The organism is Methylovirgula ligni, assembly GCF_004135935.1.
Lineage (GTDB): Bacteria > Pseudomonadota > Alphaproteobacteria > Rhizobiales > Beijerinckiaceae > Methylovirgula > Methylovirgula ligni.
This window is the reverse complement of sequence record NZ_CP025086.1, coordinates 2,288,451-2,312,119: the sequence shown is the minus strand read 5'-3', so window position 1 is coordinate 2,312,119 and position 23,669 is coordinate 2,288,451. Positions and strand designations below refer to the sequence as shown.

25 protein-coding genes are annotated in these 23,669 nt (G+C 61.7%); 1 reads left to right on the top strand and 24 read right to left on the bottom strand.

The genetic code is table 11. The features are described from left to right. Positions 1–2: 2 nt before the first annotated feature. The 10 genes from ligA to modA form a co-directional block, all read right to left on the bottom strand. Entirely contained in the window at positions 3–2,090 is a 2,088-nt protein-coding gene (ligA, locus tag CWB41_RS11160; RefSeq protein WP_115836652.1) for an NAD-dependent DNA ligase LigA, read from the bottom strand. A gap of 97 nt (positions 2,091–2,187) precedes the next feature. Then, entirely contained in the window at positions 2,188–3,087 is a 900-nt protein-coding gene (locus CWB41_RS11155; protein ID WP_115836653.1) for an outer membrane protein, read from the bottom strand. Between the two features lie 183 nt (positions 3,088–3,270). Next, positions 3,271–4,089 carry an outer membrane protein gene (locus CWB41_RS11150; protein ID WP_165204279.1) on the bottom strand — a complete coding sequence of 273 codons (819 nt, stop codon included), beginning with the start codon at positions 4,087–4,089 and terminating at the stop codon, positions 3,271–3,273. A gap of 123 nt (positions 4,090–4,212) precedes the next feature. Beyond that, entirely contained in the window at positions 4,213–5,883 is a 1,671-nt protein-coding gene (gene recN / locus CWB41_RS11145) for a DNA repair protein RecN (protein ID WP_115836655.1), read from the bottom strand. Between the two features lie 160 nt (positions 5,884–6,043). After that, positions 6,044–6,958: an outer membrane protein assembly factor BamD gene (locus CWB41_RS11140; RefSeq protein ID WP_115836656.1), complete on the bottom strand. Its 915-nt coding sequence runs from the start codon at positions 6,956–6,958 to the stop codon at positions 6,044–6,046. Positions 6,959–7,275: 317 nt separating this feature from the next. Further along, positions 7,276–8,979 (bottom strand): cell division protein FtsZ, encoded by a 1,704-nt coding sequence (gene ftsZ / locus CWB41_RS11135; protein WP_115836657.1) that lies wholly within the window; start codon positions 8,977–8,979, stop codon positions 7,276–7,278. 105 nt (positions 8,980–9,084) lie between these two features. After that, on the bottom strand, positions 9,085–10,395 hold the full coding sequence (ftsA, locus tag CWB41_RS11130; RefSeq protein WP_115836658.1) for a cell division protein FtsA: 1,311 nt from the start codon (positions 10,393–10,395) through the stop codon (positions 9,085–9,087). Next, positions 10,392–11,372, bottom strand: a complete 981-nt coding sequence (locus CWB41_RS11125; RefSeq protein ID WP_115836659.1) for a cell division protein FtsQ/DivIB — start codon at positions 11,370–11,372, stop codon at positions 10,392–10,394. The genes ftsA and CWB41_RS11125 overlap by 4 nt, the downstream gene beginning before the upstream one ends. After that, positions 11,339–12,262 carry a D-alanine--D-alanine ligase gene (locus tag CWB41_RS11120; protein ID WP_115836660.1) on the bottom strand — a complete coding sequence of 308 codons (924 nt, stop codon included), beginning with the start codon at positions 12,260–12,262 and terminating at the stop codon, positions 11,339–11,341. Before CWB41_RS11120 ends, CWB41_RS11125 begins: the two co-directional genes overlap by 34 nt. A gap of 96 nt (positions 12,263–12,358) precedes the next feature. Further along, on the bottom strand, positions 12,359–13,159 hold the full coding sequence (modA, locus tag CWB41_RS11115; RefSeq protein ID WP_115836661.1) for a molybdate ABC transporter substrate-binding protein: 801 nt from the start codon (positions 13,157–13,159) through the stop codon (positions 12,359–12,361). 165 nt (positions 13,160–13,324) lie between these two features. Between modA and CWB41_RS11110 the strand changes: the two genes are divergently transcribed. Then, the gene (locus CWB41_RS11110) at positions 13,325–13,756 is read left to right on the top strand and encodes a hypothetical protein (RefSeq protein WP_115836662.1); all 432 of its coding nucleotides are present in this window, start codon (positions 13,325–13,327) and stop codon (positions 13,754–13,756) included. A 9-nt stretch (positions 13,757–13,765) separates the two neighbouring features. On the opposite strand, the gene CWB41_RS11105 is transcribed toward CWB41_RS11110, so the two are convergent. From CWB41_RS11105 to flgK, 14 genes are read right to left on the bottom strand one after another with little or no spacing between them, the layout of a single operon-like run. After that, complete coding sequence (locus CWB41_RS11105) at positions 13,766–14,341, bottom strand: hypothetical protein (protein ID WP_115836663.1); 576 nt, start codon at positions 14,339–14,341, stop codon at positions 13,766–13,768. Positions 14,342–14,373: 32 nt separating this feature from the next. Beyond that, a complete protein-coding gene (locus CWB41_RS11100) occupies positions 14,374–14,799 on the bottom strand; it encodes a hypothetical protein (protein ID WP_115836664.1) in 426 nt (141 codons plus the stop codon). A gap of 57 nt (positions 14,800–14,856) precedes the next feature. Next, the gene (locus CWB41_RS11095) at positions 14,857–15,309 is read right to left on the bottom strand and encodes a hypothetical protein (protein WP_115836665.1); all 453 of its coding nucleotides are present in this window, start codon (positions 15,307–15,309) and stop codon (positions 14,857–14,859) included. Further along, positions 15,306–15,737 carry a hypothetical protein gene (locus tag CWB41_RS11090; RefSeq protein WP_115836666.1) on the bottom strand — a complete coding sequence of 144 codons (432 nt, stop codon included), beginning with the start codon at positions 15,735–15,737 and terminating at the stop codon, positions 15,306–15,308. Before CWB41_RS11090 ends, CWB41_RS11095 begins: the two co-directional genes overlap by 4 nt. Before the next feature lie 12 nt (positions 15,738–15,749). Beyond that, positions 15,750–16,250, bottom strand: coding sequence for a rod-binding protein (locus tag CWB41_RS11085; protein WP_115836667.1), 501 nt, complete (start codon positions 16,248–16,250; stop codon positions 15,750–15,752). Positions 16,251–16,309: 59 nt separating this feature from the next. Continuing rightward, on the bottom strand, positions 16,310–16,708 hold the full coding sequence (locus CWB41_RS11080; RefSeq protein ID WP_115836668.1) for a hypothetical protein: 399 nt from the start codon (positions 16,706–16,708) through the stop codon (positions 16,310–16,312). A gap of 1 nt (position 16,709) precedes the next feature. Then, positions 16,710–17,438: a flagellar biosynthetic protein FliR gene (gene fliR, locus CWB41_RS11075; RefSeq protein WP_245411280.1), complete on the bottom strand. Its 729-nt coding sequence runs from the start codon at positions 17,436–17,438 to the stop codon at positions 16,710–16,712. A 23-nt stretch (positions 17,439–17,461) separates the two neighbouring features. Then, positions 17,462–19,528, bottom strand: a complete 2,067-nt coding sequence (gene flhA / locus CWB41_RS11070) for a flagellar biosynthesis protein FlhA (RefSeq protein WP_245441032.1) — start codon at positions 19,526–19,528, stop codon at positions 17,462–17,464. 52 nt (positions 19,529–19,580) lie between these two features. Next, complete coding sequence (gene fliQ, locus CWB41_RS11065) at positions 19,581–19,847, bottom strand: flagellar biosynthesis protein FliQ (RefSeq protein WP_115836671.1); 267 nt, start codon at positions 19,845–19,847, stop codon at positions 19,581–19,583. 2 nt (positions 19,848–19,849) lie between these two features. Continuing rightward, entirely contained in the window at positions 19,850–20,329 is a 480-nt protein-coding gene (flgD, locus tag CWB41_RS11060; RefSeq protein ID WP_115836672.1) for a flagellar hook assembly protein FlgD, read from the bottom strand. Between the two features lie 11 nt (positions 20,330–20,340). Further along, positions 20,341–20,751 carry a flagellar biosynthesis repressor FlbT gene (gene flbT / locus CWB41_RS11055; protein WP_115836673.1) on the bottom strand — a complete coding sequence of 137 codons (411 nt, stop codon included), beginning with the start codon at positions 20,749–20,751 and terminating at the stop codon, positions 20,341–20,343. Between the two features lie 9 nt (positions 20,752–20,760). Then, positions 20,761–21,108: a flagellar biosynthesis regulator FlaF gene (flaF, locus tag CWB41_RS11050; protein WP_115836674.1), complete on the bottom strand. Its 348-nt coding sequence runs from the start codon at positions 21,106–21,108 to the stop codon at positions 20,761–20,763. Between the two features lie 30 nt (positions 21,109–21,138). Then, entirely contained in the window at positions 21,139–22,182 is a 1,044-nt protein-coding gene (locus CWB41_RS11045) for a flagellar hook-associated family protein (protein WP_115836675.1), read from the bottom strand. Continuing rightward, complete coding sequence (gene flgK, locus CWB41_RS11040) at positions 22,179–23,645, bottom strand: flagellar hook-associated protein FlgK (RefSeq protein ID WP_115836676.1); 1,467 nt, start codon at positions 23,643–23,645, stop codon at positions 22,179–22,181. The genes CWB41_RS11045 and flgK overlap by 4 nt, the downstream gene beginning before the upstream one ends. Positions 23,646–23,669 lie beyond the last annotated feature (24 nt).

The window sequence follows — 23,669 nt, the reverse complement described above, 5'->3', positions numbered from 1 at the left end:
CTTCACTCCCGTGCCTCGGCCGCGAGCTTCAGCCAATCCTCCTCATCGATCGTCTCGATGCCCAGCTCCTTGGCTTTCGCGAGCTTCGTGCCCGCGCCGGGGCCGGCGACGATGAGATCGGTGTTTTTCGAGACGGACGAAGCGACCTTGGCGCCCAGCCGTTCGGCCTGCGCCTTCGCTTCATCGCGCGTCATACGTTCGAGCGCGCCGGTGAAGACCACTGTCTTGCCCGCCACAGGGCTTGACGAAGCGACCGCCTCCATCGGCACGACGGTGACATATTTCAGCAGCGCGTCGAGTTCATCCTCATTGTGCTTTTCGGCGAAGAAATCCGCGACCGCTTCCGCCACGACCCCGCCGAGCCCTTCGATATTGTCGATCTCGGCGCGCGCTTCCGAGCCCTCGTCCGCCACCCGCGCGGTCGTGCGCAAAGCCTCGAATGTGCCGAAGTGGCGCGCCAGCCGGCGCGCATTGGTCTCGCCGACATGGCGGATACCCAAAGCGAAAATGAAGCGATTGAGCGGGATCTCGCGCCGCGCCTCGATCGCGGCGAACAGGTTGCGCACCGACGTCTCGCCATAGCCTTCGCGCTCGACAAGCCTTGTTTTGGCGTGAGCGTCGCGCGCGGCGAGCGTGAAAATATCGTCCGGCTTGGTGATCAGGCCATCGGCATAGAATTGCGCGATCTGCTTCTCCCCGAGCCCTTCGATGTCGAAGGCGAGACGCGAGACGAAGTGCCTCAGCCGCTCCTGCGCCTGCGCCTTGCAGATAAGGCCGCCCGTGCAGCGGCGCACAACATCGGCGCTGCCATCATCTTTCTTCTCACGGATCGCAGCCGAGCCGCAGACCGGACAGACATGCGGAAATTTGTAGGGCTCGGCATTCTTGGGCCGTTGTTCCAGCACGACGCCGAGGATTTGCGGAATGACATCGCCCGCGCGTTGCAGCCGCACCGTATCGCCGATGCGGATGTCCTTGCGGGCGATCTCGTCTTCGTTATGCAGCGTCGCATTGGAGACGACGACGCCGCCGACGGTAACGGGTTCAAGCCGCGCCACCGGCGTCAGCGCACCGGTGCGGCCAACCTGGATCTCGATGTCCCGCAGCACCGTCGTTGCCTGATGGGCCGGGAACTTGTGCGCCACCGCCCAGCGCGGGGCGCGCGAAACGAAACCAAGCCTCTGCTGGAGGGCGAGATCATCGACCTTGTAGACGACGCCATCGATATCGTAGTCGAGCGCAGCGCGGCGGCTTTCGATGTCATGATAGCGCCGCAGCAATTCCTCCGCCGAATGGCAGAGCGCGGTGAGCTTGTTGACCGGCAGACCATAGCTCTTGAACTTTTCGAGCATGCCCATCTGCGTCGCGGCCGGCATCTGACTCACCTCGCCCCAGGCATAAGCGAAAAAATGCAACGGCCGCGACGCGGTGATCGCCGGATCAAGCTGGCGCAAAGAGCCCGCGGCGGAGTTGCGCGGATTGGCGAACAACGGCTTGCCTGCCTCCGCCTGCCGCACATTGAGCGCGGCGAAATCCGCGCGAGTCATGTAGACTTCACCCCGAACTTCGAGAACCGCCGGCGGCGCGTGTTTCAGCACATGCGGGATTTCCCCGATGGTCTTTACGTTCGCGGTGACGTCTTCACCCTCGTAGCCGTCGCCGCGGGTCGCCGCCTGCACAAGCTCTCCATGCTCATAGCGCAATGAACAGGAGAGTCCGTCGATCTTCGGCTCCGCCGTCATCGCCACGGGCGCATCGGCCGAGAGACCGAGGAAACGGCGCACGCGGGCAACGAAATCCTCCACCTCCGCATCGGCGAAGACGTTGCCGAGCGAGAGCATCGGGACCTTGTGCCGGACCTTGGCAAACTTCTCCGAGGGCGCGGCGCCGACACGCTTGCTGAGCGATTTCTCAGTGGCGAATTCGGGATGCGCCTTTTCGAGCGCCTCGTAGCGGCGGCGTAAATCATCATATTCCGCGTCCGAGACGACCGGCGCATCTTCGCGGTAATAGAGCTCGTCATGGTGCGCGATCTCAGCGCCGAGGCGGCCATATTCCGCCCGCGCCGCAGCCAGATCGCCGGCTGTCATCTTTGGCTTTTTCACAGCGCAAATTTAGCGCGGAACTGCGCCCGGGAGAAGCCCGTCGCGGCGTCTTCGCGCGGCGCTCGGGTTGCGCCGCGATGGCTCAGTATTTTGCGACCACCGGGGTCGGCGAGCCGAAAAGATCGAAGTGATAATCGATCCCGACCCGCGCCGAGTGGAACGAGGTACGCGATAAATATCCGAAGCTGACGCCCGGCGCTGGATCGAATTCCACCCATTTGGCGGCAACGTAACTGTAAAGATAGTCGAATCGCACGGACCAATTATCGGCAAAGGCATATTCGACACCGGCGCCGACAATATTCTGCTTGCCGATCTGGAAGCGCGCGACCGTGCTCGAACCGTTGTACGACCCGACGCTGTAGTAGGATTTCGTTACGCCGTAGGGGATGCCGCCTTCGAGATAGATCAGCAACCGGTCAAAGGCATAGCCTACGCGGCTGATAATGCCGCCGTAGCTCTCGATACGTGTGCCGAAAGTCGCCGGCCCAAGGACGCTCGGAGCCGTCCCTGAGCCGTTGATCCCCGACCACTCGCCGAAAATTTCCGTGCCGACGACGATATGATCGCCGACGAACGGCAGGCCGCTCAATTGATAATTGTAACCGGCCTGCGCGCCGAGGACGGGGCCGGATTGGGTTAGGCCGTCGCGGTCCTGAACGAAGGTATCTCCCTCGAGGAGGGTATAGGGATAGGACGCATGATCGATGCCATAGCCGGCATTGCCGCCGACATAAAAACCGGTCCAGCTAAATGCCGGCGGCGCGGGTGGCGCATACACCGGCGCCGATCTGGTATCCGGCAGGTCGGCAGCAAAGGCGGACGCAACGCCCGCCATGCAGCCCAAGACAAGTACAGCAATGGCAGCCGGATATTTGGTTGCAGCCTTATGGAAGACAGCAGTCTGGGACGATTTTTCTTCAGAACCCGGCGCCGCCGGGCCGCCGAAGGACCCGAAGCCCGAAGAAGAGAAAATTGACATGAAGGCCCCCTCGCCAACCTTCCTATAAGGAAGATTGTTCTGATTGATTCCACAAGCACCCGGCGCGCAAAAGGTGCAAAATAGCGAAGCTGTTGCATTGCCGCAGCAGTCGTCGACTTTGCTTTATAACCCTCTGATTACGCCCTGAAAATTTCCGGCCAGACCCCGCTGATTGCCGGAAAGTCAGTATTTCGCGACGACCGGAGCGCCGCCGAAGGAGTCGAACTTATAATTCAGGCCGACACGGGCGATGTGGTACATGGAGCGCGTACCGAAGCCGATCGTGCTCGTCGGTGTTTGATACAAATCCGCGTAATGCGCACCGGTGAAATTGTAAAAATACTCGGCTCTCACCGTGAAATGATCTGTCAGCGCATATTCCGCGCCGATGCCGATAATGCCGACAGAGGGAAAGAGGCCGGAGCGAAATTGCGTCCGCGAGCCGCTCAACGCGCCGGCAGTGTAATAATTCTTGGTCACGGAATAGGCGAAGCCGCCGGTGAAATAAAACAGCAGCCGGTCGAAGTTGTAGCCCACGCGGCTGCGCAAGGAGCCGTAATTCTCAAGTTGCGTCCCGATGTGGAATATCCCGTTGGAAACGGGAATATCAACAGCGCCGTGGAAATCCGTCCACTGCTCGTCCGCTTCGATGCCGATGATGGCATGGTCGATGATCGGCAAATTCGTGAGCTCGTAATTATAGCCGATCTGGCCGCCGATGAGCGGCCCGCTTGACGTGATGCCGCTCTTCGCGCCCTGGCCCGCAACGCCCGGCGGGAAATAGCTGTAGGTGAACGCATAATGATCGAGGCCGAAGCCGCCGTTGACGCCAGCGTAAAAGCCAGTCCAGCTAAACGGTGCGGGCGGTAGCGGCGCGGGTGCGAGGGCCGGTTCCTTGTCGCTCGGCAGATCGGCCGCCTGCGCCGGCGCGCAAAAGCCGAACGCTCCGATCTGCAAAAGAACGCAGGAGAAAAGCCAAATCTTCGAAAGAGATTTTTGCAAAAAAGACACCAATTCATCAAAATAAGTGTCAGCATGCTCAATTGCCGCGTTCACACAAGCTCGGGCGCACAAGTTTGACGGGAATTTCGTGCCGCGTTGCGCAAACGCCGCACAATGCTGGCGTCAGCCACGGCTGTTCATCAAGCGCCCCGCGGCGGCGCGCGCTTCGGCGGTGATCGTCGCGCCGGCGAGCATACGGGCGATCTCCTCGCGGCGGGCCGCCTTCGTCAAAGTCAAAACCCGGGTCGCGACCCGTGCATCCGGCGCACTTGAGTGTTTGACGATGCGCAAATGTCCGGCTGCCTGCGCCGCCACCTGCGGCGCATGGGTGACGGCGAGCACTTGAACGCCGCCGGCGAGGCGCGCGAGTCTCTGGCCGATGGCATCGGCCACCGCGCCGCCGGCCCCGGTATCGATCTCATCGAAAACCAATGTCGGTGCGGAACCGCGATCCGCCAGAACGACTTTGAGCGCCAGCATGAAACGCGCCAGCTCGCCGCCGGAGGCAACCTTCATCAACGGACCCGGCCGCGTCCCCGGATTGGTCTTCACCCAGAATTCGATTTGATCGATGCCCTCAGGGCTGATCGTCGCGGGATCGGACTGATGTTTGACGATGAATTGCGCCGCTTCCAATTTCAGCGGCGGCAGTTCGACATTGACGGCGCGCTCAAGATCGGCGGCGGCGCGCTGCCGCGCTGCCGACAGGCGCTTTGCCGTCTTGTCGTAATCGGCCGCAGCAGCCGTCGCCGCTTTGCGAAGCTGCGCCAGGCGCGTTTCGCCGGCTTCGAGTTGCGCGAGATCGTCGCCGAATTTTTCGCAAAGCGTCGGCAAGGCATCGACCGCGACGCCATATTTGCGGCTCGCGGCGCGCAAGGCGAACAGACGCTCCTCGACGCGCTCCAACTCGCCCGGATCATCGCCGGCGGCGCGTAGAGCCTCCTCAAGCGCATCGCGCGCGGCATCGAAGGCGACCAGGGCCGCATCGAGCGCCGTGACGACCGACGCCAGCAGCTCCGGCGCCTGCGCCTGACGCCGCCCCAACCGCCGCAAGGCGGACGACAGCGCCGCGGCCGAACTGCCCTCCCCGGTGAGCACGGCGGCCGCATCGCGCAATTCGCCGCCGACCTTCTCGTTCTGCATCAAGGTCTGGCGCCGTTGCGCGAGGAGCGCTTCCTCACCGGGCTGAGCCGCCAGCTTCGTCAGCTCGGCGTGCGCATGGGTCAGATAATCGGCCTCGCGCCGCGCCTGTTCGATCCGCCCCTCTTCAGCGGCAAGCTCGGCTTCGACGGCGCGCCGCGCCCGGTAAGCCGCGCGCACGGCCTCCTGCTCCTCCCCAAGCCCGGCAAAGACGTCGAGCAATTGGCGATGCGCCTCCGCCTGGACCAGGGCCCGATCGTCGTGCTGACCGTGGATTTCAACGAGTTCGCGGGCGATCGTCCGCAAAGCCTGCGCGCTAACCGGTTGATCGTTGACGAAGGCGCGGGTGCGCCCGTCTTCCATCTGGATGCGGCGCAGGATCAAGGCCCCGTCGAGGTCAATGCCCTGGCTCTCCGCCGCAGCCAGCGCCGGATGGCCGGGCGGCAGTTCGAACACCGCCGTCACCTGGCCTTGCGCCGCCCCCTGACGCACCAGGGCGCCGTCGCCGCGCCCGCCAAGGCTGAGCGAAAAGGCATCAAGCAGAATGGATTTTCCGGCGCCGGTCTCGCCCGTCAACACGGTCAGCCCGCGATCGAATTCGAGATCGAGCCGTTCGATCAGCACGATGTCACGAATAGCGAGCTGAACGAGCATACAAAGACCCTTCGCTGCCGGAAGCCTGCGAAAGCCAGAAGTGAGAGTCAACGCGCCTGGGCCGAAGGCGCACAGGAATAAAGCATGAACAGCGTGAGTCGGGCAAGATGGCGTCAGCCGCCAATTGGTTCAGGCTAGCGGCCGAATATGGCCGCCAGTTTCAACCAACGCTATGAAAGATCTTGGAAATCCAGGAATTCGTATCTTCCTGCGGATGATAGCCGCCCTGCTGCAATTTCGCATAGGCGTCCTTGTACCAGGGTGAATCCGGGAAGTTGTGGCCAAGCACCGCCGCCGCGGTCTGCGCTTCGCTGACGATGCCAAGGGCGAGATAGGCTTCCTCGAGCCGCAGCAGCGCCTCCTCGGCGTGACGGGTATTCTGATATTTCGCCAGAACGTCGCGGAAGCGATTGATCGCACCAGTATAATTATGCTGCTGCAGATAATACCGGCCGACCATCATGTCCTGCCCGGCCAATTGATCGCGCGTCACCTGCAATTTGTAGCGCGCATCGTCGGCATATTGCGACTTCGGGAACTTGTCGAGGATCTGCTGGAAGACGACAGAGGCTTTCTGCGCCCGGTCCTGATCCCGCGTCACGTCCGGAATCTGATTATAATAAGACATCGCTTCGAGGTAATAGACGTAATCGAGATCCGATGCCTGCGCGTAGCGGCCGATGTAGCGCTGTGCCGAGCCGATCGCGTCGTCGTAATTGCCTGCCTGATATTGCGAAAACGTCTCCATCAGCAGCGCTTTGCGCTCCCATTGCGAGAACGTGTATTGCTTCTCCAAGGCCGAATATTTCTTCGTCGCCTTGTCGTAGTCTTTGCTGCTGAGGTCGACGAGGCCTTGATTGTAGAGCGTCTCCGGCGGCGTGTCCGGGATCACCTTGGTCTGATATTTCTCGCCGCTGAACATATTCATCGGGTTGAGAGAGCCGAGTGAATCGAGCGAGTTCGAGCAGGCCGCGATTGGCAGCGTCACCGCCAACAGTCCGAAAACCTGCCCGCTGCGGAGCAGACGGCTGCGGCGGGCGGCGACACGGCGCTTAAGAACCAAGGCAAATGGCATAAGGGACTACTCAACCTTTGGTTCGACAATCGACAGCAGTTCAGGATGCGCGACCTTGAGCACAGGAGCGTGATCGCAGCTAAGTCCTCGGACCGATAAGAGGCATTTCTGTGGCAAGACCCCCGTCCGGCTTCCGACTTCCACCAGCGGCGGCGCAATATCCGTCCCGCGTGGGCGAATGGTAACGCCCCGCGACGAAGATAAAGCTACGACCCGAAAGAAGTCCAGCGCCCAGCCCGGATCAGGCGTGCACGCAAAAAATTAGGGCGTACCGGCACGCCGATACGCCCTATATTTCACGATATTCCGCGATGACGTCAGTTAGACTGGCGGCGCAAGAACGCGGGAATTTCCAACTGCTCTTCCTCGATTGAACGCGCCGGCGCGGTGGCGCGCGCCTGATGCGCATCGATCGCTGCCTGCACCTGGCGGGGCGAAGGCTGCGGCACGCGCTTGCCATATTCGGCATGAACCGGGCTCGGCTGTGCCAGCCGGGGCGCCGGCGCGGCAATGCGGGGCGCCGGCTCGCGCGCGGGCGGCGCAACATGGCGCTGCGGCTCCTCGTGCCGGCTGACGCCGAAAGCGGCGAGGCGCTCCAGCAAGCTCTTGCGGCGATCATGCGCCGGGATTGGCTCGGCGGGCTCGCCGCGCTGGGCCCGGATCTGCTTCTGCGCGGGAACCGGCAAGTCCTCGATCTGGGGCAGGCGCTGCGGCCGGACGATCGGCGACTCCGCTGCCGGCGGAATGAACGGGCCGGCGTCGAAATGGTCAGGCTCCGGCTCTGGAGCCGGTTCGGCATATTGCTGCTGCACCGGCGGGCGCGCCGGCTGAAGATGAACGCCGCGCACCGATGCGGGCGCGAAGGTCTGCGGCTGCGCCACCGGCTCGGCATAGCTGATCTGCGACTCGACGATCGCGATCGGCTCCATGACAGGCTCCGGAGCGACAGCGCGTTGTTCCTTCATCGTTTCGGCGGCGCGGGCCTCCGCGCGGGCGCGCAGCCGCCCGGCTGCTTCGGCGATCCGCGCCTCGCCACCCTCGAAGGCGCGCATTTCGGCGCCGTCGATGCCGGTCGCGACGACCGATACGCGCACCATGCCGTCGAGGTTCTGGTCGAAGGTCGCGCCGAGGATGATGTTGGCGTCTTCGTCGACTTCCTGGCGGATGCGGCTCGCCGCCTCGTCGACCTCGTACAGCGTCAGATCGTTGCCACCGGTGATCGAGATGAGCAGGCCCTTGGCGCCCCTCATCGAAACTTCATCGAGCAGCGGATTGGCGATCGCAGCTTCAGCGGCGAGGATGGCGCGCTTCTCGCCCGTCGCCTCGCCGGTGCCCATCATCGCCTTGCCCATTTCGCGCATCACGGCGCGCACGTCAGCGAAGTCGAGATTGATGAGGCCCTCTTTGACCATCAGGTCGGTGATGCAGGCAACGCCCGAATAGAGAACCTGATCGGCCATCGCGAAGGCGTCGGCGAAGGTGGTCTTCTCGTTCGCGATGCGGAACAGGTTCTGGTTGGGAATGACGATCAGCGTATCGACCGACTTCTGCAATTCGAGAATGCCGCTGTCGGCGACGCGCATCCGGCGCACGCCCTCGAACTGGAACGGCTTGGTCACGACGCCGACGGTAAGAATGCCGAGTTCGCGCGCCACCCGGGCAATGACCGGCGCCGCGCCGGTGCCGGTGCCGCCGCCCATGCCGGCAGTGACGAACACCATATGCGCGCCCGAGAGATGATCGCGGATTTCCTCGATGACCTCTTCGGCCGCCGCGCGGCCCACCTCGGGCTGCGAGCCAGCGCCCAGACCCTCGGTCACCTGGAGGCCCATCTGGATGATGCGTTCGGCACGGGATGAGGTGAGCGCCTGAGCATCGGTATTCGCGACGATGAAATCAACGCCGATAAGACCGGAGACGATCATATTGTTGACGGCGTTGCCGCCGGCTCCGCCGATGCCGCACACCATAATGCGTGGCTTTAGTTCCCGCAGTTCGGGTGCTTTGAGATCGATCGACATGTCTGGCCTCTTGACGTTGGAGCGCTTTGAGGGCGCCCGCTTTTGTTGTCCCTTTACGCCGAAGAACGAATCAGCCGCCGCGCTTATCCCTTCTTCTATTACCAACTAAAAACTTTCTCTCAACCACTGTCCGACACGCGCGAAATAACCGTGAGTGCCGTTTGCATCGCCCGCCACGCGCCGCCGCGGGCGGAAATACTCGATCTTCGCCGCCTGCGGATAAATCAGAAGCCCGACCGACGCAGAGAAGCTCGGACTCTTGGCCGATTCGGGAAGTCCTTGAATTCCCAAGGGGCGGCCGAGTCGCACCTGCCCCGACAGGATGCGCTTGGCAGACTCGGCCATGCCAGTCATCTGACTCGCACCCCCGGTCAGGATGATTCGCGACGAAGAGTTGGAAGCAAAGCCCGCGGTCTTCAGGCGATCGCGAACAAGTTCCAAAATTTCTTCGACGCGCGGGCGGATTATTCGCACCAGTTGCGATTTTGGCACATGGGTCGGATGGTCTCCGTCCTCGCCGGCCAACGTCACCGCGACGGTTTCGCGCTCGTCGGAGACAGAGGTGATACAGGCGCCGTAAAGTGTCTTCAGACGCTCGGCATCGGCAAGCCGCGTATTGAAGCCGCGGGCGATATCCATCGTGACATGATTGCCGCCGACCGCGACCGCATCGACATGGACGAGGCTGCCGCCGGCAAAGACCGCGAATGATGTTGTGCCGCCGCCCATATCGACGACTGTCGTACCAAGTTCGACCTCGTCATCGACCAAAGCCGCAAGGCCGGCCGCGTAAGGCGTTGCGACAACTCCCTCGACCGCCAGATGGCAGCGCTCGACCGCCAGCATCAGATTGCGCACTGCGGTCGCGTCGCCGCTGACCACATGCATGTCGGCCCCGAGTTCGTCGCACATCATGCCTTTCGGGTCGCGGACATTGCGCATGTCGCCAATTGAAAAGCCGGTGGGCAGCGAATGCAGAACTGCCTTGCCCTGCCCCTGCGTGCGCGCGGCACAGGCTTCGAGCACGCGATGCACATCGGATTCCGCGACGGCCCGCTCGCCGCCGATCCGCACCGCCGCGTTATAATGCTGGGAACCGATCCGACCGCCGGTGATATTGACGATGACGCTCTCGACCTGCACACCGGCCATGCGCTCGGCCGCATCGACAGCTCGGCGGATCGCTCCTTCCGCGGCTTCGAGATCGACGATCACGCCGCCCTTCAGACCGGCCGAGCGCTGATGGCCGATGCCGAGAATGCGGCAGCGATGGGTGCGCCCGCGCAAGGCTTCCGGCGTCTCGACCGGATCGAGTTTGGCGATTAGGCAGACAATTTTCGACGTCCCGACATCAAGCGCCGACAGGACAGCCGTCTTACGCGCCGGCAGAGCACGCATACGCGGCGGTTGGCTCATGTGCGGGCGCCTTTCGTTTTCGATTTTGGCGCCAGTGCCGCCGCGCGCGCCGCGGCAGCATTTTCAGTCAGACGGACGAACATGCGACCGGGAACCCGCAGATCGATCGATAAAATGTCCTTGTCGATGACATGATCTTCGCGCTGGAACTGCGCCAGCCGCGCGAGCGCCGCCGCAGCGTCAACCTCCGGCAAGGCGACTTCGACCTGATTGTCCATCTGCAAGGTCCAGCGGCGCTGGGCGACGAGAATGCCCGCTTTTATCCGCGGGCGCAGATCGCCGGCCGCATCGAGCAGCGCTGTATATTCACCGAGTTGCGCATTGGCGCCGGTCCCGACGACGAGCGGCAAGGCGGCAAAGCGCTGATCGGCATAAGTGTCGATCGGGGTGCCATCCACGGCAACGATCTTTACGACGCCGTCCCGCTGCCACAGGGCGAAGGGCTTGCGCTCCTCGATATCGATCACGACACGGCCGGGATAGAGCTTGCTGATGCTCGCGTCCTTGACCAGCGGCAGCGCCTTCAACCGCGCGCGCACCTTCTGCACGTCGAGAAAGGGCAGCGAATTCTTCGGGCCGATTCCAGTGACCGCGATGATCTCCTGCTGGGTCAGCGCATGGGCACCGGAGATCGTTACCGTGCGGATGCCGACGCCCGCCACGCGCGCGAAATAATCCGGCACGCTGCCTTCGACGGCAACGAAGGCTGAATATTCACCCCCAAGCCAGGAGCCATAGAGGCCGACGCCAGCGAAAAGCGCCGCGGCCGCAAAAAGGCCGACCCCCTGCGCCGCGAAAATACGCGAGAGACGGTCGCCCGGCGTGGTGGCGCGCCGCACGGAACCGCGGCGGCCGTAATCGGCGAGGAACGCCGGCGCAGGCGCGATTTGGGCAATCCCCGCATAAACCGGCGCCTGGTTCTGGAAGCCGTCAAAGGCCTCCTTTACCGGTCGCAGGAGGCGTCTTCCACCATCCATTTGACTAGCTCACCGAACGTCAGGCCGGCATGTGCGGCGATTTCGGGCACAAGTGAAGTGGCGGTCATGCCGGGCTGCGTGTTGACCTCCAAAATCACGAGGTCGCCCGTACCTCCGGGGCGATCGTCGTAACGGAAGTCAGCACGGCTGACGCCGCGGCATCCGAGCGCCTTGTGCGCCTTGAGGGTCAACTCTTGGACAAAGTGGTAAATATTTTGTTTAAGATTCGCCGGAAGTTCATGTGACGACCCGCCTGCGGCATATTTGGCGTTGTAATCGTACCAACCGCCGTCCGCGGCTTTAATTTCAATAACATCGTAGGCCTTGTCGCCAATGACGGCGCAGGTCAATTCGCGACCTGCGACATAGCGCTCGACGAGCACCTCATCGCCATAGGCCCAATCCTCCCGCGTTAACTCCTGGGGCGGATGGACGTGGTCTTGATGGACGATGAGAACCCCGAAGGATGAGCCTTCGGCGAGCGGCTTGACGACATAGGGCGGCGGCAGGACATGCGCCCTGGCGGCGGTGAGCCGATCGACCGACACGCCCTCCGCGACCGGAACGCCAGCCGCCTTCAGAACGTCCCGAGCGCGATCCTTACGCATCGCCAGCGCCGAGGCGAGCACGCCGGAATGCGTGTAGGGAATCCGCAGCATTTCGAGAACGCCCTGGATGACCCCGTCTTCGCCATAGGGCCCATGCAGGGCGTTGAAGGCGACGTCGGGCTTGAGTTCGGCGAGAACCTGCCCGACGTTGCGATCGACATCGACCGGCGTAACCCGAAACCCCTGCTCGGCCAGCGCCTTGGCGCAGGCCGCCCCCGACCGCAACGACACGTCTCTCTCGGCGGAAAACCCGCCCAGCAAGACGGCAACGTGCTTTTTCATTTTTATATCCGCAACTTACCGAGTGATCTTTCGTTGCAGATCGAGCCGCCAACTTTCCCCGTATAAAGCGAAGAAAATATACCTTTTACCAGAGCCTTACTCGCCCTTCTTCAACAAGAATTCGAAGCCTTGGTCGGTCAGGATTTTCGTCGCCGCCTGAGAGGTCAGAAAAGCTTCGAAGACCGCCGCATTGGCATTCTTCGAACTCGCTACAACCACCACAGGATAGACGATCGGGCTATGACTGTCGGCGGGAAAAATCGCGACAACCCGAACTTTCGGTTCGGCCTTTGCGTCGGTCCCGTAGACGACGCCGTATTTGGCCTCTCCCCGGGCGACCAGCGCCAGGGCATCGCGCACGTTGTTCGCCTGCGCCAGCTTGGGTTCGACCGCACTCCAGACGCCGAGCTTGGTGAAAGCCTCCTTCGCATAGATGCCAGCCGGGCATGAAGCGACGGTGCAGACGGCAATCTTGCCGTCGCCGGTGAGCTTGGCGAGATCGAAGCCCGGCTTGATGTCGAGCTTCGTCTTGCCGTCCGCGGGCTCGACCAGCACGAGATCGTTGCCCAGGAGATTGCGGCGGGTATGCGGGGCGAGAAGATTCTTCTTCTGCAGATAATCGACCCATTTGGTATCAGCGGAGATGAAGACATCCGCCGGCGCGCCCTGCTCGATCTGCTTGGCGAGCACGCCCGAGGAGCCGTAGGAAATCACCGTCGCCTGGCCTTTTTCCTTCACGAAGATCGGCTGGATCGCATTGAGCGCGGTCGCCAGGCTCGCGGCGGCAAAAACCACCAGCTTGCCGGACGTCTGTGCGCCTGCCCCATCCGCGGGCGTCAGGGCCAAAAATGTCAAAGCAGAAATTGCGGCAAGCCGCCGAACGGAAATGAACATCATAACTCCCAAAATCGCTTGAGATTGCATTGGATCACGGCCCGAGATCCGAAGGCTTTATGCAATGATTAACGAGAGATGCGCAATAATAATCCGTACACAAATTTATACAGCTTTGTGCTAACCGCCGGCATTGAGCACGCCGGCTACAGCCGCTCCGGAACCCCGATGCCTTCGCCCGATCCGCCTCATTCCGCAGCCCCGCTCATCGACGCGATCAAAGTCGGCAGCGCGGAGACGAAACCCGGCGAAGTGACCTATCGCGTTCTCGATCCGGTGCGGGAGAATGGCGACAAGCGCACTGAACCCCGCAAGCGCACCCGGCTGCGTTCGGGCAAAATCCTCGACGGGACCAACAAATTCCTGATCGACTGCCAGATCAACAATCGCTCCGAGCGCGGTGCCCGGCTGATCCTGTTTGCGAGGATCAAGTTACCTCGCCGGATTCGACTCTTCAGTGATCTGGACGGCGAACTTTTGGAAGGCGCCATCGCCTGGCAGCGCGGACAAAATGTCGGCGTGACCTTTCCCCCGCAGACCAGGGTGAATCTGACACCGGCGCAAATCACGGCGCTGCGCAAAAATATCTACGTGGTTTAGGCGCCGGCTTCAGCGCGCGACGATCAGGCCGCGGGTGGTGACGACCACCCATTGGCCGTGGCGCTCCTCGATGGCAAGGACGCGCCCGCCTCCCGGCACTTCGGTCCCCAGCACGACGCGATAGACCGCATCGTCCTTGCCGACGATCAGAGCCTCGCCGTCCTGCACATAATGCAACACATAGGCTGTAATGATCGGCTCACTGAAACGGGTTTGCGCCGGTGCATCCGGCGGCTCGGTGTTGGGATGGATCGTGCCCGTCGCCGAATAGTCGATCGCGCGATGATCTCCCGACGGATCGGCCTGTGCGACCGGCGGATCGTCGCGATAGCTCGGCTGCGCGAAGATCATCAGATGTTCGAGACCGTTGAACGCGGGCCGCGGATGCGCACTCATATAGATCGCGAAACCCGCGCAGGCGATGGCTGCGGCCGTGCCGGTTCCCGCCAGCGCCCCGTCGGCGAGAGATGTCTGGCTCAGGCGCTCTTGCAACCGCCGCCAGATCGGCACGTTGCCGGACGCGCGCAGGAGCTCGCGCACCTGCGTGTCCGTCGGCTCCCATTCCCGTTTCGCTTTCCCGCTCATCTTCAGCCGCCCTCAGTCCTTTGCCAGCTCTCTCAGCCGACGAATTCGCGCGCCTCCTTGAACGAGGTGAAGCGCCGCAATCCGAGCAGAGTCTCGACCTCGATCGTCCCGTCGCCGAAGAGCACATAGGGCCGGTCTTTCAGCCGGCCGCGCTGGACGACATTGGCGGCCGGTTTTTTCCGCACGGCGGGAGCGGGCGTCTCGCTGGGACGTGCGGTGCGCTCCAATACTCGGTCGAAGAAAGAGTTCAGAGCGCCGAAACCAGTCTGCAAGGCGCCGAGAACCGCCAGCCCGAAGCCGGTGAAGATGGTCGCCTGCGAAATCGCCGTCATGTCGAATGGCAGTTTATGCCCAAACGCCGTGGCATAGAGCGCGAGCGCCGGCGCGCCCGACAACAGAAGCGCCCATCCCAGCGCCACGACCATGAAGCCGATCCAGGTCAGTCGATCAAAGACCATTGCATTACCCCTATTTCAAAACCAAACCGTGGCGGCCCCGCGCATTGCCACGCGCACTCATCGCAAAATGTCGCTTTTCGGAAAGAAATTAAGCTCCTGAACGAGGACATCCTTGACGACCTCGGCCTGAAGCCGCTGGTTGACCTTCTGCGCCAGCTCCTTGGTCAGCGCGTTGACGTCGTATTTTTCGAGATGGCGGAAATCGAGGGTTGTGTCGGAATAGATTTTCCGGAACGTTTCATCGAGCAGATAGACGTCCGGCAGCAGCGCCTCTTTCACCAAACTCTGGTTGTAGGTGTAGCCGAGCTCCGCGACGACATAACCCTGCACGGCTCCGTCGGCGATCATCGGAACATTAATCACCGGGAGCTTCTTGTATTCGAGCGTTTGGCCGGAAGAATCCGTCGCCGGCGGCGCCGTCTGATGGTCGAACTTCATCGAAACCATGGCGAAGCTCGCCCCGGCGGTAAGCAGGCAAATCCAGGCACAGCTCGCGATCAGCTTGATCATGATTGCTCGTATCTGCGGTAGATCGAAGACGAGTAGGTGCCGTCCGATTCCTCTGTCTCGATCGCGCGCGTAATGAGCGAGCAGACCTGCCGCACGGCTTTGAGGTGAATCTCCAGCGTCGCAAGGTTACGCTGGAGTTTGGCGCGCAAGCGATCAAGCTCGCCGCGCATACGCGCATCGCGCGCCTGCGCTCCCAGCGCGCGCATGGCGCGATCGAGTTCAAGCAGCGCGTGGGTCTTGCGATGATTGAATTCGGAAAAATCGACGGGCCGGTATTGCTCGAGCGTCGCCGTTTCGAGATCGACGAGGCGCTCGATACGCTCGACGGTCTGGGAAAAGGTTTCGCGCAGAGCGGCCTGGCGCGCCTCGTCAGCCCCGTGCGCCTCGCCGATCCGTCTCGGCACTTTATTCGTTGAGGAATCCGGCATTGCCATGGGTCGTCACGAATGTTTGGCCGCAGACAGGGGAATGAACGCCGTGTGCAGCTCCCCGACCGGATGCGTTGCGTGGTGCGCGTGCTTGCCGTGCTTCGGTCCGATGCCAAGGTCGAGATTCTTCGACAGACTCGTGCCGAGCTCCTGCGCCAGCATTGAACGCCACATGCCGGCGCCGGCCTCCTGGCCGAAAAATTCGTCGCTCTCCGGCAACATGTTTTCGACAAGGCTTCCCAGCAGGAGAGCGCCAATGCCCTGATAGGCTTTGGTCTCCGCGATATCCTTGGCCTTTTCCGGTGCCTCGTTTGCAAAACGCGGGCTGGCAATGGCCGCCAACGGCGCCTGACCTGGCGCTTTGGTGTCGCTGAAAACATCAGCGAACTGCGTATCGGCGGCACCACGATCGGCGCTAAGGCGCGAGAGCCTCTCCGTCGCCGTCGCGGATTTCGCCGGATCGGCCGCGCGGGCGACGTCAAGCAGAATGTCTGAAGGCGGATTGATCGACACGCAACCACTCCCTCTGCGCGTAATGCGACAGATCGCATGCTGAAGATGGGCCACCTGGCTTACGGGAGGCTTGCGCCTTTGCGGTTCATCTCCGCTTCGATAACGGCGTCGAGATCGCGGCGCTCCTCGGCGCGGCGCTGCTGTTCCGCCGCCGTCTCAAGCGCGCGCTCCACCTGCCCCGCCCTGCGGCGGTATTCCAGCAGAACCTTCGCCTGCTCTTCGGCCTGCTCGGCAAAGCGCCGCTTGGCGCGCCCAACCGCCTGCAGTTTGTCGGCGAGCGTCTTCATATAGCCCGGCGTGTAGATATGATTCTCGTCGAGATAAGAGACGAGCCGCGTTTCGGTCGCCTCGGCGCTCGCCCGCTGGCGCTGGAGGGCGGCGAGTTTCAGCTCGCCGATTCGGCGAATGTCGTTCTGCACATTCAGCATCCGGCGCAGCGTAGCCACTCGCTTCTGCATCCTAGCCGCCCGCCAGCCAATTCGAGAACCCTGCCATGAATATCTCGATGATCTGCTTGAAGGTGAAATAGAAAAGCACGATGCCGCCGGCGATCGCGAAAGGCGTCGTGATAAAATAAACTTGGATCTGCGGCGTCAGCTTGTTGGCGAGCCCGACGGCAAGGTTGAAGACGAGGCCGAACAGAATGAAGGGGCTGGCGACCCGCAGCCCCAGGAAAAACGCCTTCGACAGCGTGTCAGCGACCTGGATGAGCCCGAATTGCGGGCCGAATCCCGATGCGACCGGCAAGGTGCGATAGGACGCCACGATACCGCGTATGACTTCGAGGTGCAGATCGGTGACGAAAAGCAATGTCGTCGCCAGGAAGGTCAGAAACTCGGTGACGGCAGGCAATGGTTCGGCTTCGTCCATCGGCACGCCAAGCGCGTTGGTAAGGCCGATCTGCATGGCGACCGCCGTCCCCAGCGTCTCCAGCGCCGCGAAGAAAATGCGCCCCATCAGCCCGATGAGGCCGCCGATAAGCAACTCCGAAACGACGAGCCGCAAGAGAGACACCGCGGAGACGTCGCCGATGAGTTTTTCGATCTCGCCGCCGAGAAACGGCACAAGCGCGAGCGTGATGGCGAAGCAAAGGAACAGCCGCACCACCATCGGAACCCGCGGGCTGGAAAAGCCGGGCATCAGCATCAGACAGCCGCCGATCCGGCAGAACAGGATGAACGCGGTCAAAACCGCGTTCGCCCCGATCCCGTTCACGAGATCGTACCCAGCGACTTGATCTCGACGCCGCGGGCAATTTCGAGATGCGAGAGGACCGGCAGCGTCGCGAACAGACGCTCGATCACCATGCGCACATAGGGCCGCGCCTCTGGCGTCGTGACCAGCACGAAAGCATGGCCCTTGTCCATGCGCTCGCGAATCGCCACCGAGGCCTCGTTGCCGAACTGCTCGACCATGCCGGGATCGAGGTCGAACTCGATGACATCGCCCTTGGCGTCGCGTTTCAAGCTTTGATGGAATGCGAGATCCCACTTGTTGCCGAGCCGCAGCACCTTCAGGACGCCGTGATCGAGCAGGTCGCCGCAGATCTGCTGGGCGATCCGCATGCGCACGTGTTCGGTCACCTGCTCCGCCCGGCGCACATGCGGCGCGATTTCCGCAACGGCTTCGAGGATCAATTGCAGATTGCGGATCGAAACACGTTCGGCAAGCAGCAGCTTCAAGACCGCCTGCAGGCCGGAATAGGAAATGTGCGAGGGACAGATGTCGTCGAGCAGCCGCTTGTATTCGGGGCCAAGCCGGTCGAACAAGGCGCGCATGTCCTTGTAGGACAGCAGTTGCGAGAGATTGTTACGGATGACTTCGCTCAGATGGGTGAGCACCACCGACATATTGTCGATCGCCTCGAACCCCTGCCGCTTCAGCTCACCGGCATAGGCCTCGGACACCCACATCGCCTTCATGCCGAAGGCCGGCTCGCGCACCTCCTCGCCGGGCAGATCGGGCTTACGGCCATCGCCGACGACGACCAGAAGATAGCCGATCATCATCGTGAAAGACGCGACGACCGTACCGTGAATCTTGATCTGATACGTCTTTGCCGGGATAGTCAGGCTGTCAGAAACTTTGATCTCCGGGACGACGAAGCCATATTGCTGGGCGAACTTGCGTCGCGTCTTGGTGACGCGGTGCACAAGCTCGCTTTGCGCCACCAGCAGACGGGTCGCGAGTTGCTTGCCGAGGCAGAGCTCGATTTCCACCGATTTCAGCGATTCCTTGACGGATTCGCGGATCTCCTTCTGCGCCCTTTGCTCGGCCGCAGCAGCCGAAGCGCTGTCTGCCGCTTGCCGGCGCGCGAGCTGCGCCGGAATCGCATAGCCAGCGAAAGCCATCAGGCCACCCAGCAGAGCGAAGGGAAAGAACGGCAATCCGGGGATTATGCCCAGAACGAACATCAGACCGGCGGCGACGAACAGCGCCTTCGGATATTTCACCAACTGGCCGAGGACCGCCTGCTCCGCCGAGCCGCGCGTGCCACCCTTGGAGACCAGCAGACCGGCCGCCATTGAAACGATCAGCGCTGGAATTTGCGTGACGAGGCCGTCGCCAACCGACAATTTGGTGAAGACGTCCGCAGCCTCCGAAAGCGGCATGTCGTGGCGCGTCGCGCCGATGATGATACCGCCGAAAATGTTGACGGCCAGGATGATGAGGCCTGCGATCGCGTCGCCACGGACGAATTTCGAGGCGCCGTCCATCGAGCCGAAGAAGGCGCTCTCTTCCTCAAGCTCGCGGCGGCGGAGTTGCGCTTCCTTCTCGTCGATCGTGCCGGAGGAAAGATCGGCGTCGATCGCCATCTGCTTGCCGGGGATGGCATCGAGCGTAAAACGCGCCCCGACTTCCGCGATACGCGTCGCACCCTTGGTGATGACGATGAAGTTGACCGTGATGATGATGGCGAAGACGATCAGGCCGATGACGAAATCGCCGCTCATGACGAGGCGCGAGAATCCGCCGATCACATAGCCCGCCGCGGCCGTACCTTCCGCGCCGTTGGAGAGAATCAGCCGCGTCGTCGCGATATTCAGCGACAGCCGCAGCAGGGTCGCGACGAGCAGAATGGTCGGGAAGGACGAGAAATCGAGCGGCCGCTGAATCCACAGAGCGACCATGAGGATGAGGACCGCGAGCGCGATGGAGAACGCAAGCCCTATATCGATCATGAACGGCGGAATCGGCAGGAAGAAGACCGACAGGATGGCGAGAATGCCGGTCGCAAAGCCAATATCCCGCGAGTTGCCTCTTTGCTCAGGCGCCAAATGCGCTTCGGCCGCTACCCCCGCCATAATTCACCTGTCGCTCGAACGCCGCTCAATAGCCTTTTTCGATGCGCGAATACACGTGCTCGGTGAACACATATATCTGGCCACCGATGAAAGAGGCCGTCACCGTCAACGCCGCGAGAACGACGATGATCTTCGGCACGAAGGTCAGCGTCGCCTCCTGAATTTGTGTCAATGCCTGAAAGAGCGCGATGCCGATGCCGACGATCATCGCCGCGCCGACCGCGGGGCCGGACACGAGCATGATTGTCCAGATCGCCTGACGGGCCAGTTCGAGCGCATCCGCCTCGTTCATCGTCAGTTGACCGTCAGGTCGGACGGCAGCGTGAATGACGTGCCATCGCTCAACGTCGTCGACGTCGCGGCGCTGCTGCCAGTCGTCAGCGGAACGGTGCTGCCATCGGCGAGTGTCGCTGTCGTGCCGCCGTTCGATCCCAGATTGACCGATTCAACGACGCCGGTCGCCCCGCTCGACGAGGTCACGGTTTGGCCGATCATCTGTTCGGCTTGCGTCAACGCGTTCGACGTCAGCATCGTGTCGAGCTTGGAGTTCGTTTGGATCTGCTGCTCGACTTGCGAAAACGACGCCAGCTGACTCATATATTGCGTCGGGTCGGTCGGGTTGGTCGGGTCCTGGTTCTGCAACTCCGCCACCAGCAATTGCAGAAATTGATTATAGTTGACGGTGGCTGCCGCCGCCGCGCTTTGCGAGTTGGAAGAATTCGACGTGTTTTGCGACGTCGCGGAGCTCGTCGGGTTGGTTGCATCGACAGTCATGAGAATCTCCCTTAGGCAGCAGCGCCCGCAACCGGCTCTTTGATTTCGCAAAGAACCTCAGCTTCGATCGGCAATAAAGTGCGGATGGTCTTCAACGCATCGAACTTCCGGTTTTCCGTGACGAGTTGCTCGGCCGTTTTGAGCCCGGCCAATATGCGGGGATCGAGGAATATCCTTCGGCTATTCTCGAGCGCTTTATCGAACGTCTCCGCCGCAGCCGGCGTGTCCGCAGGGTTCATGAGCATGATCTGCACGATGAAATAGAGCTGGCGCAGCGGCGTCGTGACGTCGCCGACGTTCATCACATGCGCTTCAAGCAGGAAGGTCGCATCGTTGAGCAACTCGAAGGAGACCTTTCGATCCACCCGCAGAACCGCGCCGTTAATGTAGAACTTCTCCCCGGCGCGCAGCGAAATCCGCATCTGATCGCCTCACTTCAATCCGCTGTGGATGATCGCGCAGATTTCGATCAAGCCGCCAAAGTTATCGCTCTTGCCGAGCCTCATGCGATTGATCTCGTTGGTGATCCAGATGCCAATCGAAATCAGCTCGGCGCGCAGGGCGTCGGGCAGATCGTTTTCCGGCCTGGCGAGATCATCGATGAAAAGATGCCAGAGTTTGTTGAGGTAGTTGAGAGCCTCGGCCGCCTCCATCGACTTGACGCCGCGCTGCTGCGCAAGCTCAAGCAATTCGATCGCGCGCTGCATGGCGAGCCGCTCGCGCGCACGCGCGTCCTGTGCGCAGTCGTCCAGAATCTCTTTGTAAGAGAATTGGTACATATTCGTAGATCACCCTCAAAATGCACGCGGTTAGAGATATTTCACCAGGCTAAGCTGCGACAGCTGCGAGGTCAGCGAATAGGCCGTCTCGATCTGCGTCTGCAGATTTGTGACTTCCGTCGACGCCTCATATGGATTGACGTTTTCGAGATTCCCGACCTGCGTCGAAAGCACGCTCATCTCGACCGACATCTGGTTATTGGCGGACGTGATGTCGGTCTGAACGCTGCCGACGGACGTTTGGATGCCGGTGACACCAGCGATCCCGGCGTTGAGAAGATTCTCGGCATTGGTCTCAAGGGTCTGAAGCGCCGAGCTGCTCAGATTTTGCGTCCCGAGATCGGCCAGCATCGTATAGCCCTGCGCCAGATCCTGGAACGCCGACTGGTTCGCGCTGACCGATGTCGAGACCGTCAACGACGGCGAAATCTCGCTGCTCGTCGTTGTGTCGGAAGCCGAGGACCAGTTCGACGTCCAGTTCGTACCCTGGAACAGCGGCGCGAACTCTGTATCGAGGAAGCCCTGCATCTGACTGGCGGTTATATCCGCAACACTTGAGCTTGTTTGCGAAAAACCGAAGTAAGACGAAAATGCCGAATCAACGGCCGATTTATTTGCTGCCCCGGTGCTGTAGTAATCCGTAATCGGCGCGACGGACGTATTGGTTCCAGAAAAAAGGTAATTGCCGCCTTCGGTCGTGTTCAGCCCCGAGATCAGGGATTGCAACGCGCTCTGCGCCTGCTGCTGCAGAGACGTCGAGACGCCGTCCTGATTGGCCGAGCCGATCACCGATTGCAGCAAGTTCTGCGCGGTCGTTTGGAAACTGCTGAGCACGCCCTGCGTCGTGCTGAGACTTGTCGCGGTGAGATTGTTCGTCGTGGTCAGGGTCTGCAGCAAAGATTCCTGGGAGCGCAGGCTGATGTCCTGCGACGTCTGCGCACCGAGCGCCAAACCGACATCTGCGTATGTGCCGGTCGAGACCTCCTGCTGCGCCTGAGCAAGATTGCTCTGCGCCGTCAGAACGGACTGCCGCAGGGCGGTCGAAATCGAATAGGCAGAAATAAACGAGCTCATGCCGCCGTCGCCTGGTCTATCGCGGTCGCCAAATCGGAAAACATGTTGTTGATCGTCGTCAGCAGCTTCGCTGTCGCCGAGTAGGAGTTTTCAAGATCGAGCATCTGGGACATCTCGTCATCGAGATTGACCCCGGTCGAATTTGACAGCGCGGTCGTCGATGTCGACAGCAACGTGCTCTGATAGGCACTTTCCGACTGCACGTTCTGTTGCTCGGCATCGAGCCAACTGACTGATGCCGCGGCATAGCCCGAAAGCGTATTGCTGGTTCCAATACCACCGGCGCTGGAAAAACTCTGAGCCGCCGAAAGCTTTGTCAGATATTGCTGCAGCTGTGTGTCGTAGCTGGCCTGGTTCGATGTGTTGTAGTTGAAGTTGATCCCATCGGATAACAACGCGGCGGTGCCGCCCTGGCTCGGATCGACCGCGGCATTGACGGTGATGCTGCCGGCAAGACCCGTCACTTGCGCCGCTGTCGGCAGCGCCGTGCTCGAGCCATTGGTGAAAAGCCCCGCGAGGGATGAGCCCGAATTGCTCGGATCGGTCTCGGCGAAGGCGCTGATCAAGCCATTTGCGGTTTGGTCGAGCTGCGACTGGTAAGTGACGGTGACATTGTCGCGCAGATTTGCGAGCCCCGCGAGCGCGCCGGTCTGGATAGGCATTGTCGCGGAGCTTCCGGTAACCGGGACGCCGTCGATATAGACAGCATTCCCGGTTGTCCCTGCGGTGTAGGTCTGCGTCGGCTGAAAGTTCACCGTGCTGGCGGTGCCGTTTTGAAACAGCGTCACGCCGCTGTCGGTGTAGATCGACATGTCGTTATTGGCGCCCGCGCTCGTCGTGATGCCAATTTGTTGCGAGAGCTGGGTGAGGATCGAATTGCGCGTATCGAGCAAATCGGTGACGTCGGCGCCGGTCGCGGTACCGGTGACGATCTGCTGATTGACGCTCTTGAACTGCGTCAGAAGCGAGTTGATGCTTGAAACCGAGGAGGCCATCTGCGAGTCGGCGTCCTCGCGGACCTGCTGCACGGTCGCCGTCGCGTTGTTGAGCGTGCTCGCCAGATTCTGCCCCGCTGTGACGGCCGCACTGGCGAGGCTGCTGTCGGACGGCGACGCCTCATATTGCTGAAGCGCGTTGGTCAGATCACTGAGCTTTTCCGCCGGAGACGTATCCGACCCCGGCTCGCCGACGATTGTCGCCAGCGTCGTAAGCCCATCGGAAAGGGCCGATTGCGTCGCAGATGCCGCCGTTGCGCTCAGCACGTTCGCAAAGACCGCCTGACTCTGCGCATTGGTGACCGAGGCGACCTCGACGCCGCCATCGGCCGTTGTGACGACATTGGCGGTTTTTTCCGAGAACCCGGGACTATTGACCCCGCCGATATTGCGCGACACCAGCGCCGATTCCGCCGAAACCGTGGCGAGAGCGGACTGGGTAACGTGCGTGGCGGTCGTGAGATTCATGACACGGACTCAGGAGATGAGAAA

Bases quoted from the DNA above. Each gene is read 5' to 3' on its own strand.
- ligA (WP_115836652.1), bottom strand. From the start codon at position 2,090: ATGACAGCCGGCGATCTGGCTGCGGCGCGGGCGGAATATGGCCGCCTC.
- CWB41_RS11155 (WP_115836653.1), bottom strand. From the start codon at position 3,087: ATGTCAATTTTCTCTTCTTCGGGCTTCGGGTCCTTCGGCGGCCCGGCG.
- recN (WP_115836655.1), bottom strand. From the start codon at position 5,883: ATGCTCGTTCAGCTCGCTATTCGTGACATCGTGCTGATCGAACGGCTC.
- CWB41_RS11140 (WP_115836656.1), bottom strand. From the start codon at position 6,958: ATGCCATTTGCCTTGGTTCTTAAGCGCCGTGTCGCCGCCCGCCGCAGC.
- ftsZ (WP_115836657.1), bottom strand. From the start codon at position 8,979: ATGTCGATCGATCTCAAAGCACCCGAACTGCGGGAACTAAAGCCACGC.
- ftsA (WP_115836658.1), bottom strand. From the start codon at position 10,395: ATGAGCCAACCGCCGCGTATGCGTGCTCTGCCGGCGCGTAAGACGGCT.
- CWB41_RS11125 (WP_115836659.1), bottom strand. From the start codon at position 11,372: ATGGATGGTGGAAGACGCCTCCTGCGACCGGTAAAGGAGGCCTTTGAC.
- CWB41_RS11120 (WP_115836660.1), bottom strand. From the start codon at position 12,262: ATGAAAAAGCACGTTGCCGTCTTGCTGGGCGGGTTTTCCGCCGAGAGA.
- modA (WP_115836661.1), bottom strand. From the start codon at position 13,159: ATGATGTTCATTTCCGTTCGGCGGCTTGCCGCAATTTCTGCTTTGACA.
- CWB41_RS11110 (WP_115836662.1), top strand. From the start codon at position 13,325: ATGCCTTCGCCCGATCCGCCTCATTCCGCAGCCCCGCTCATCGACGCG.
- CWB41_RS11105 (WP_115836663.1), bottom strand. From the start codon at position 14,341: ATGAGCGGGAAAGCGAAACGGGAATGGGAGCCGACGGACACGCAGGTG.
- CWB41_RS11100 (WP_115836664.1), bottom strand. From the start codon at position 14,799: ATGGTCTTTGATCGACTGACCTGGATCGGCTTCATGGTCGTGGCGCTG.
- CWB41_RS11095 (WP_115836665.1), bottom strand. From the start codon at position 15,309: ATGATCAAGCTGATCGCGAGCTGTGCCTGGATTTGCCTGCTTACCGCC.
- CWB41_RS11090 (WP_115836666.1), bottom strand. From the start codon at position 15,737: ATGCCGGATTCCTCAACGAATAAAGTGCCGAGACGGATCGGCGAGGCG.
- CWB41_RS11080 (WP_115836668.1), bottom strand. From the start codon at position 16,708: ATGCAGAAGCGAGTGGCTACGCTGCGCCGGATGCTGAATGTGCAGAAC.
- fliQ (WP_115836671.1), bottom strand. From the start codon at position 19,847: ATGAACGAGGCGGATGCGCTCGAACTGGCCCGTCAGGCGATCTGGACA.
- flgD (WP_115836672.1), bottom strand. From the start codon at position 20,329: ATGACTGTCGATGCAACCAACCCGACGAGCTCCGCGACGTCGCAAAAC.
- flbT (WP_115836673.1), bottom strand. From the start codon at position 20,751: ATGCGGATTTCGCTGCGCGCCGGGGAGAAGTTCTACATTAACGGCGCG.
- flaF (WP_115836674.1), bottom strand. From the start codon at position 21,108: ATGTACCAATTCTCTTACAAAGAGATTCTGGACGACTGCGCACAGGAC.
- CWB41_RS11045 (WP_115836675.1), bottom strand. From the start codon at position 22,182: ATGAGCTCGTTTATTTCTGCCTATTCGATTTCGACCGCCCTGCGGCAG.
- flgK (WP_115836676.1), bottom strand. From the start codon at position 23,645: ATGAATCTCACGACCGCCACGCACGTTACCCAGTCCGCTCTCGCCACG.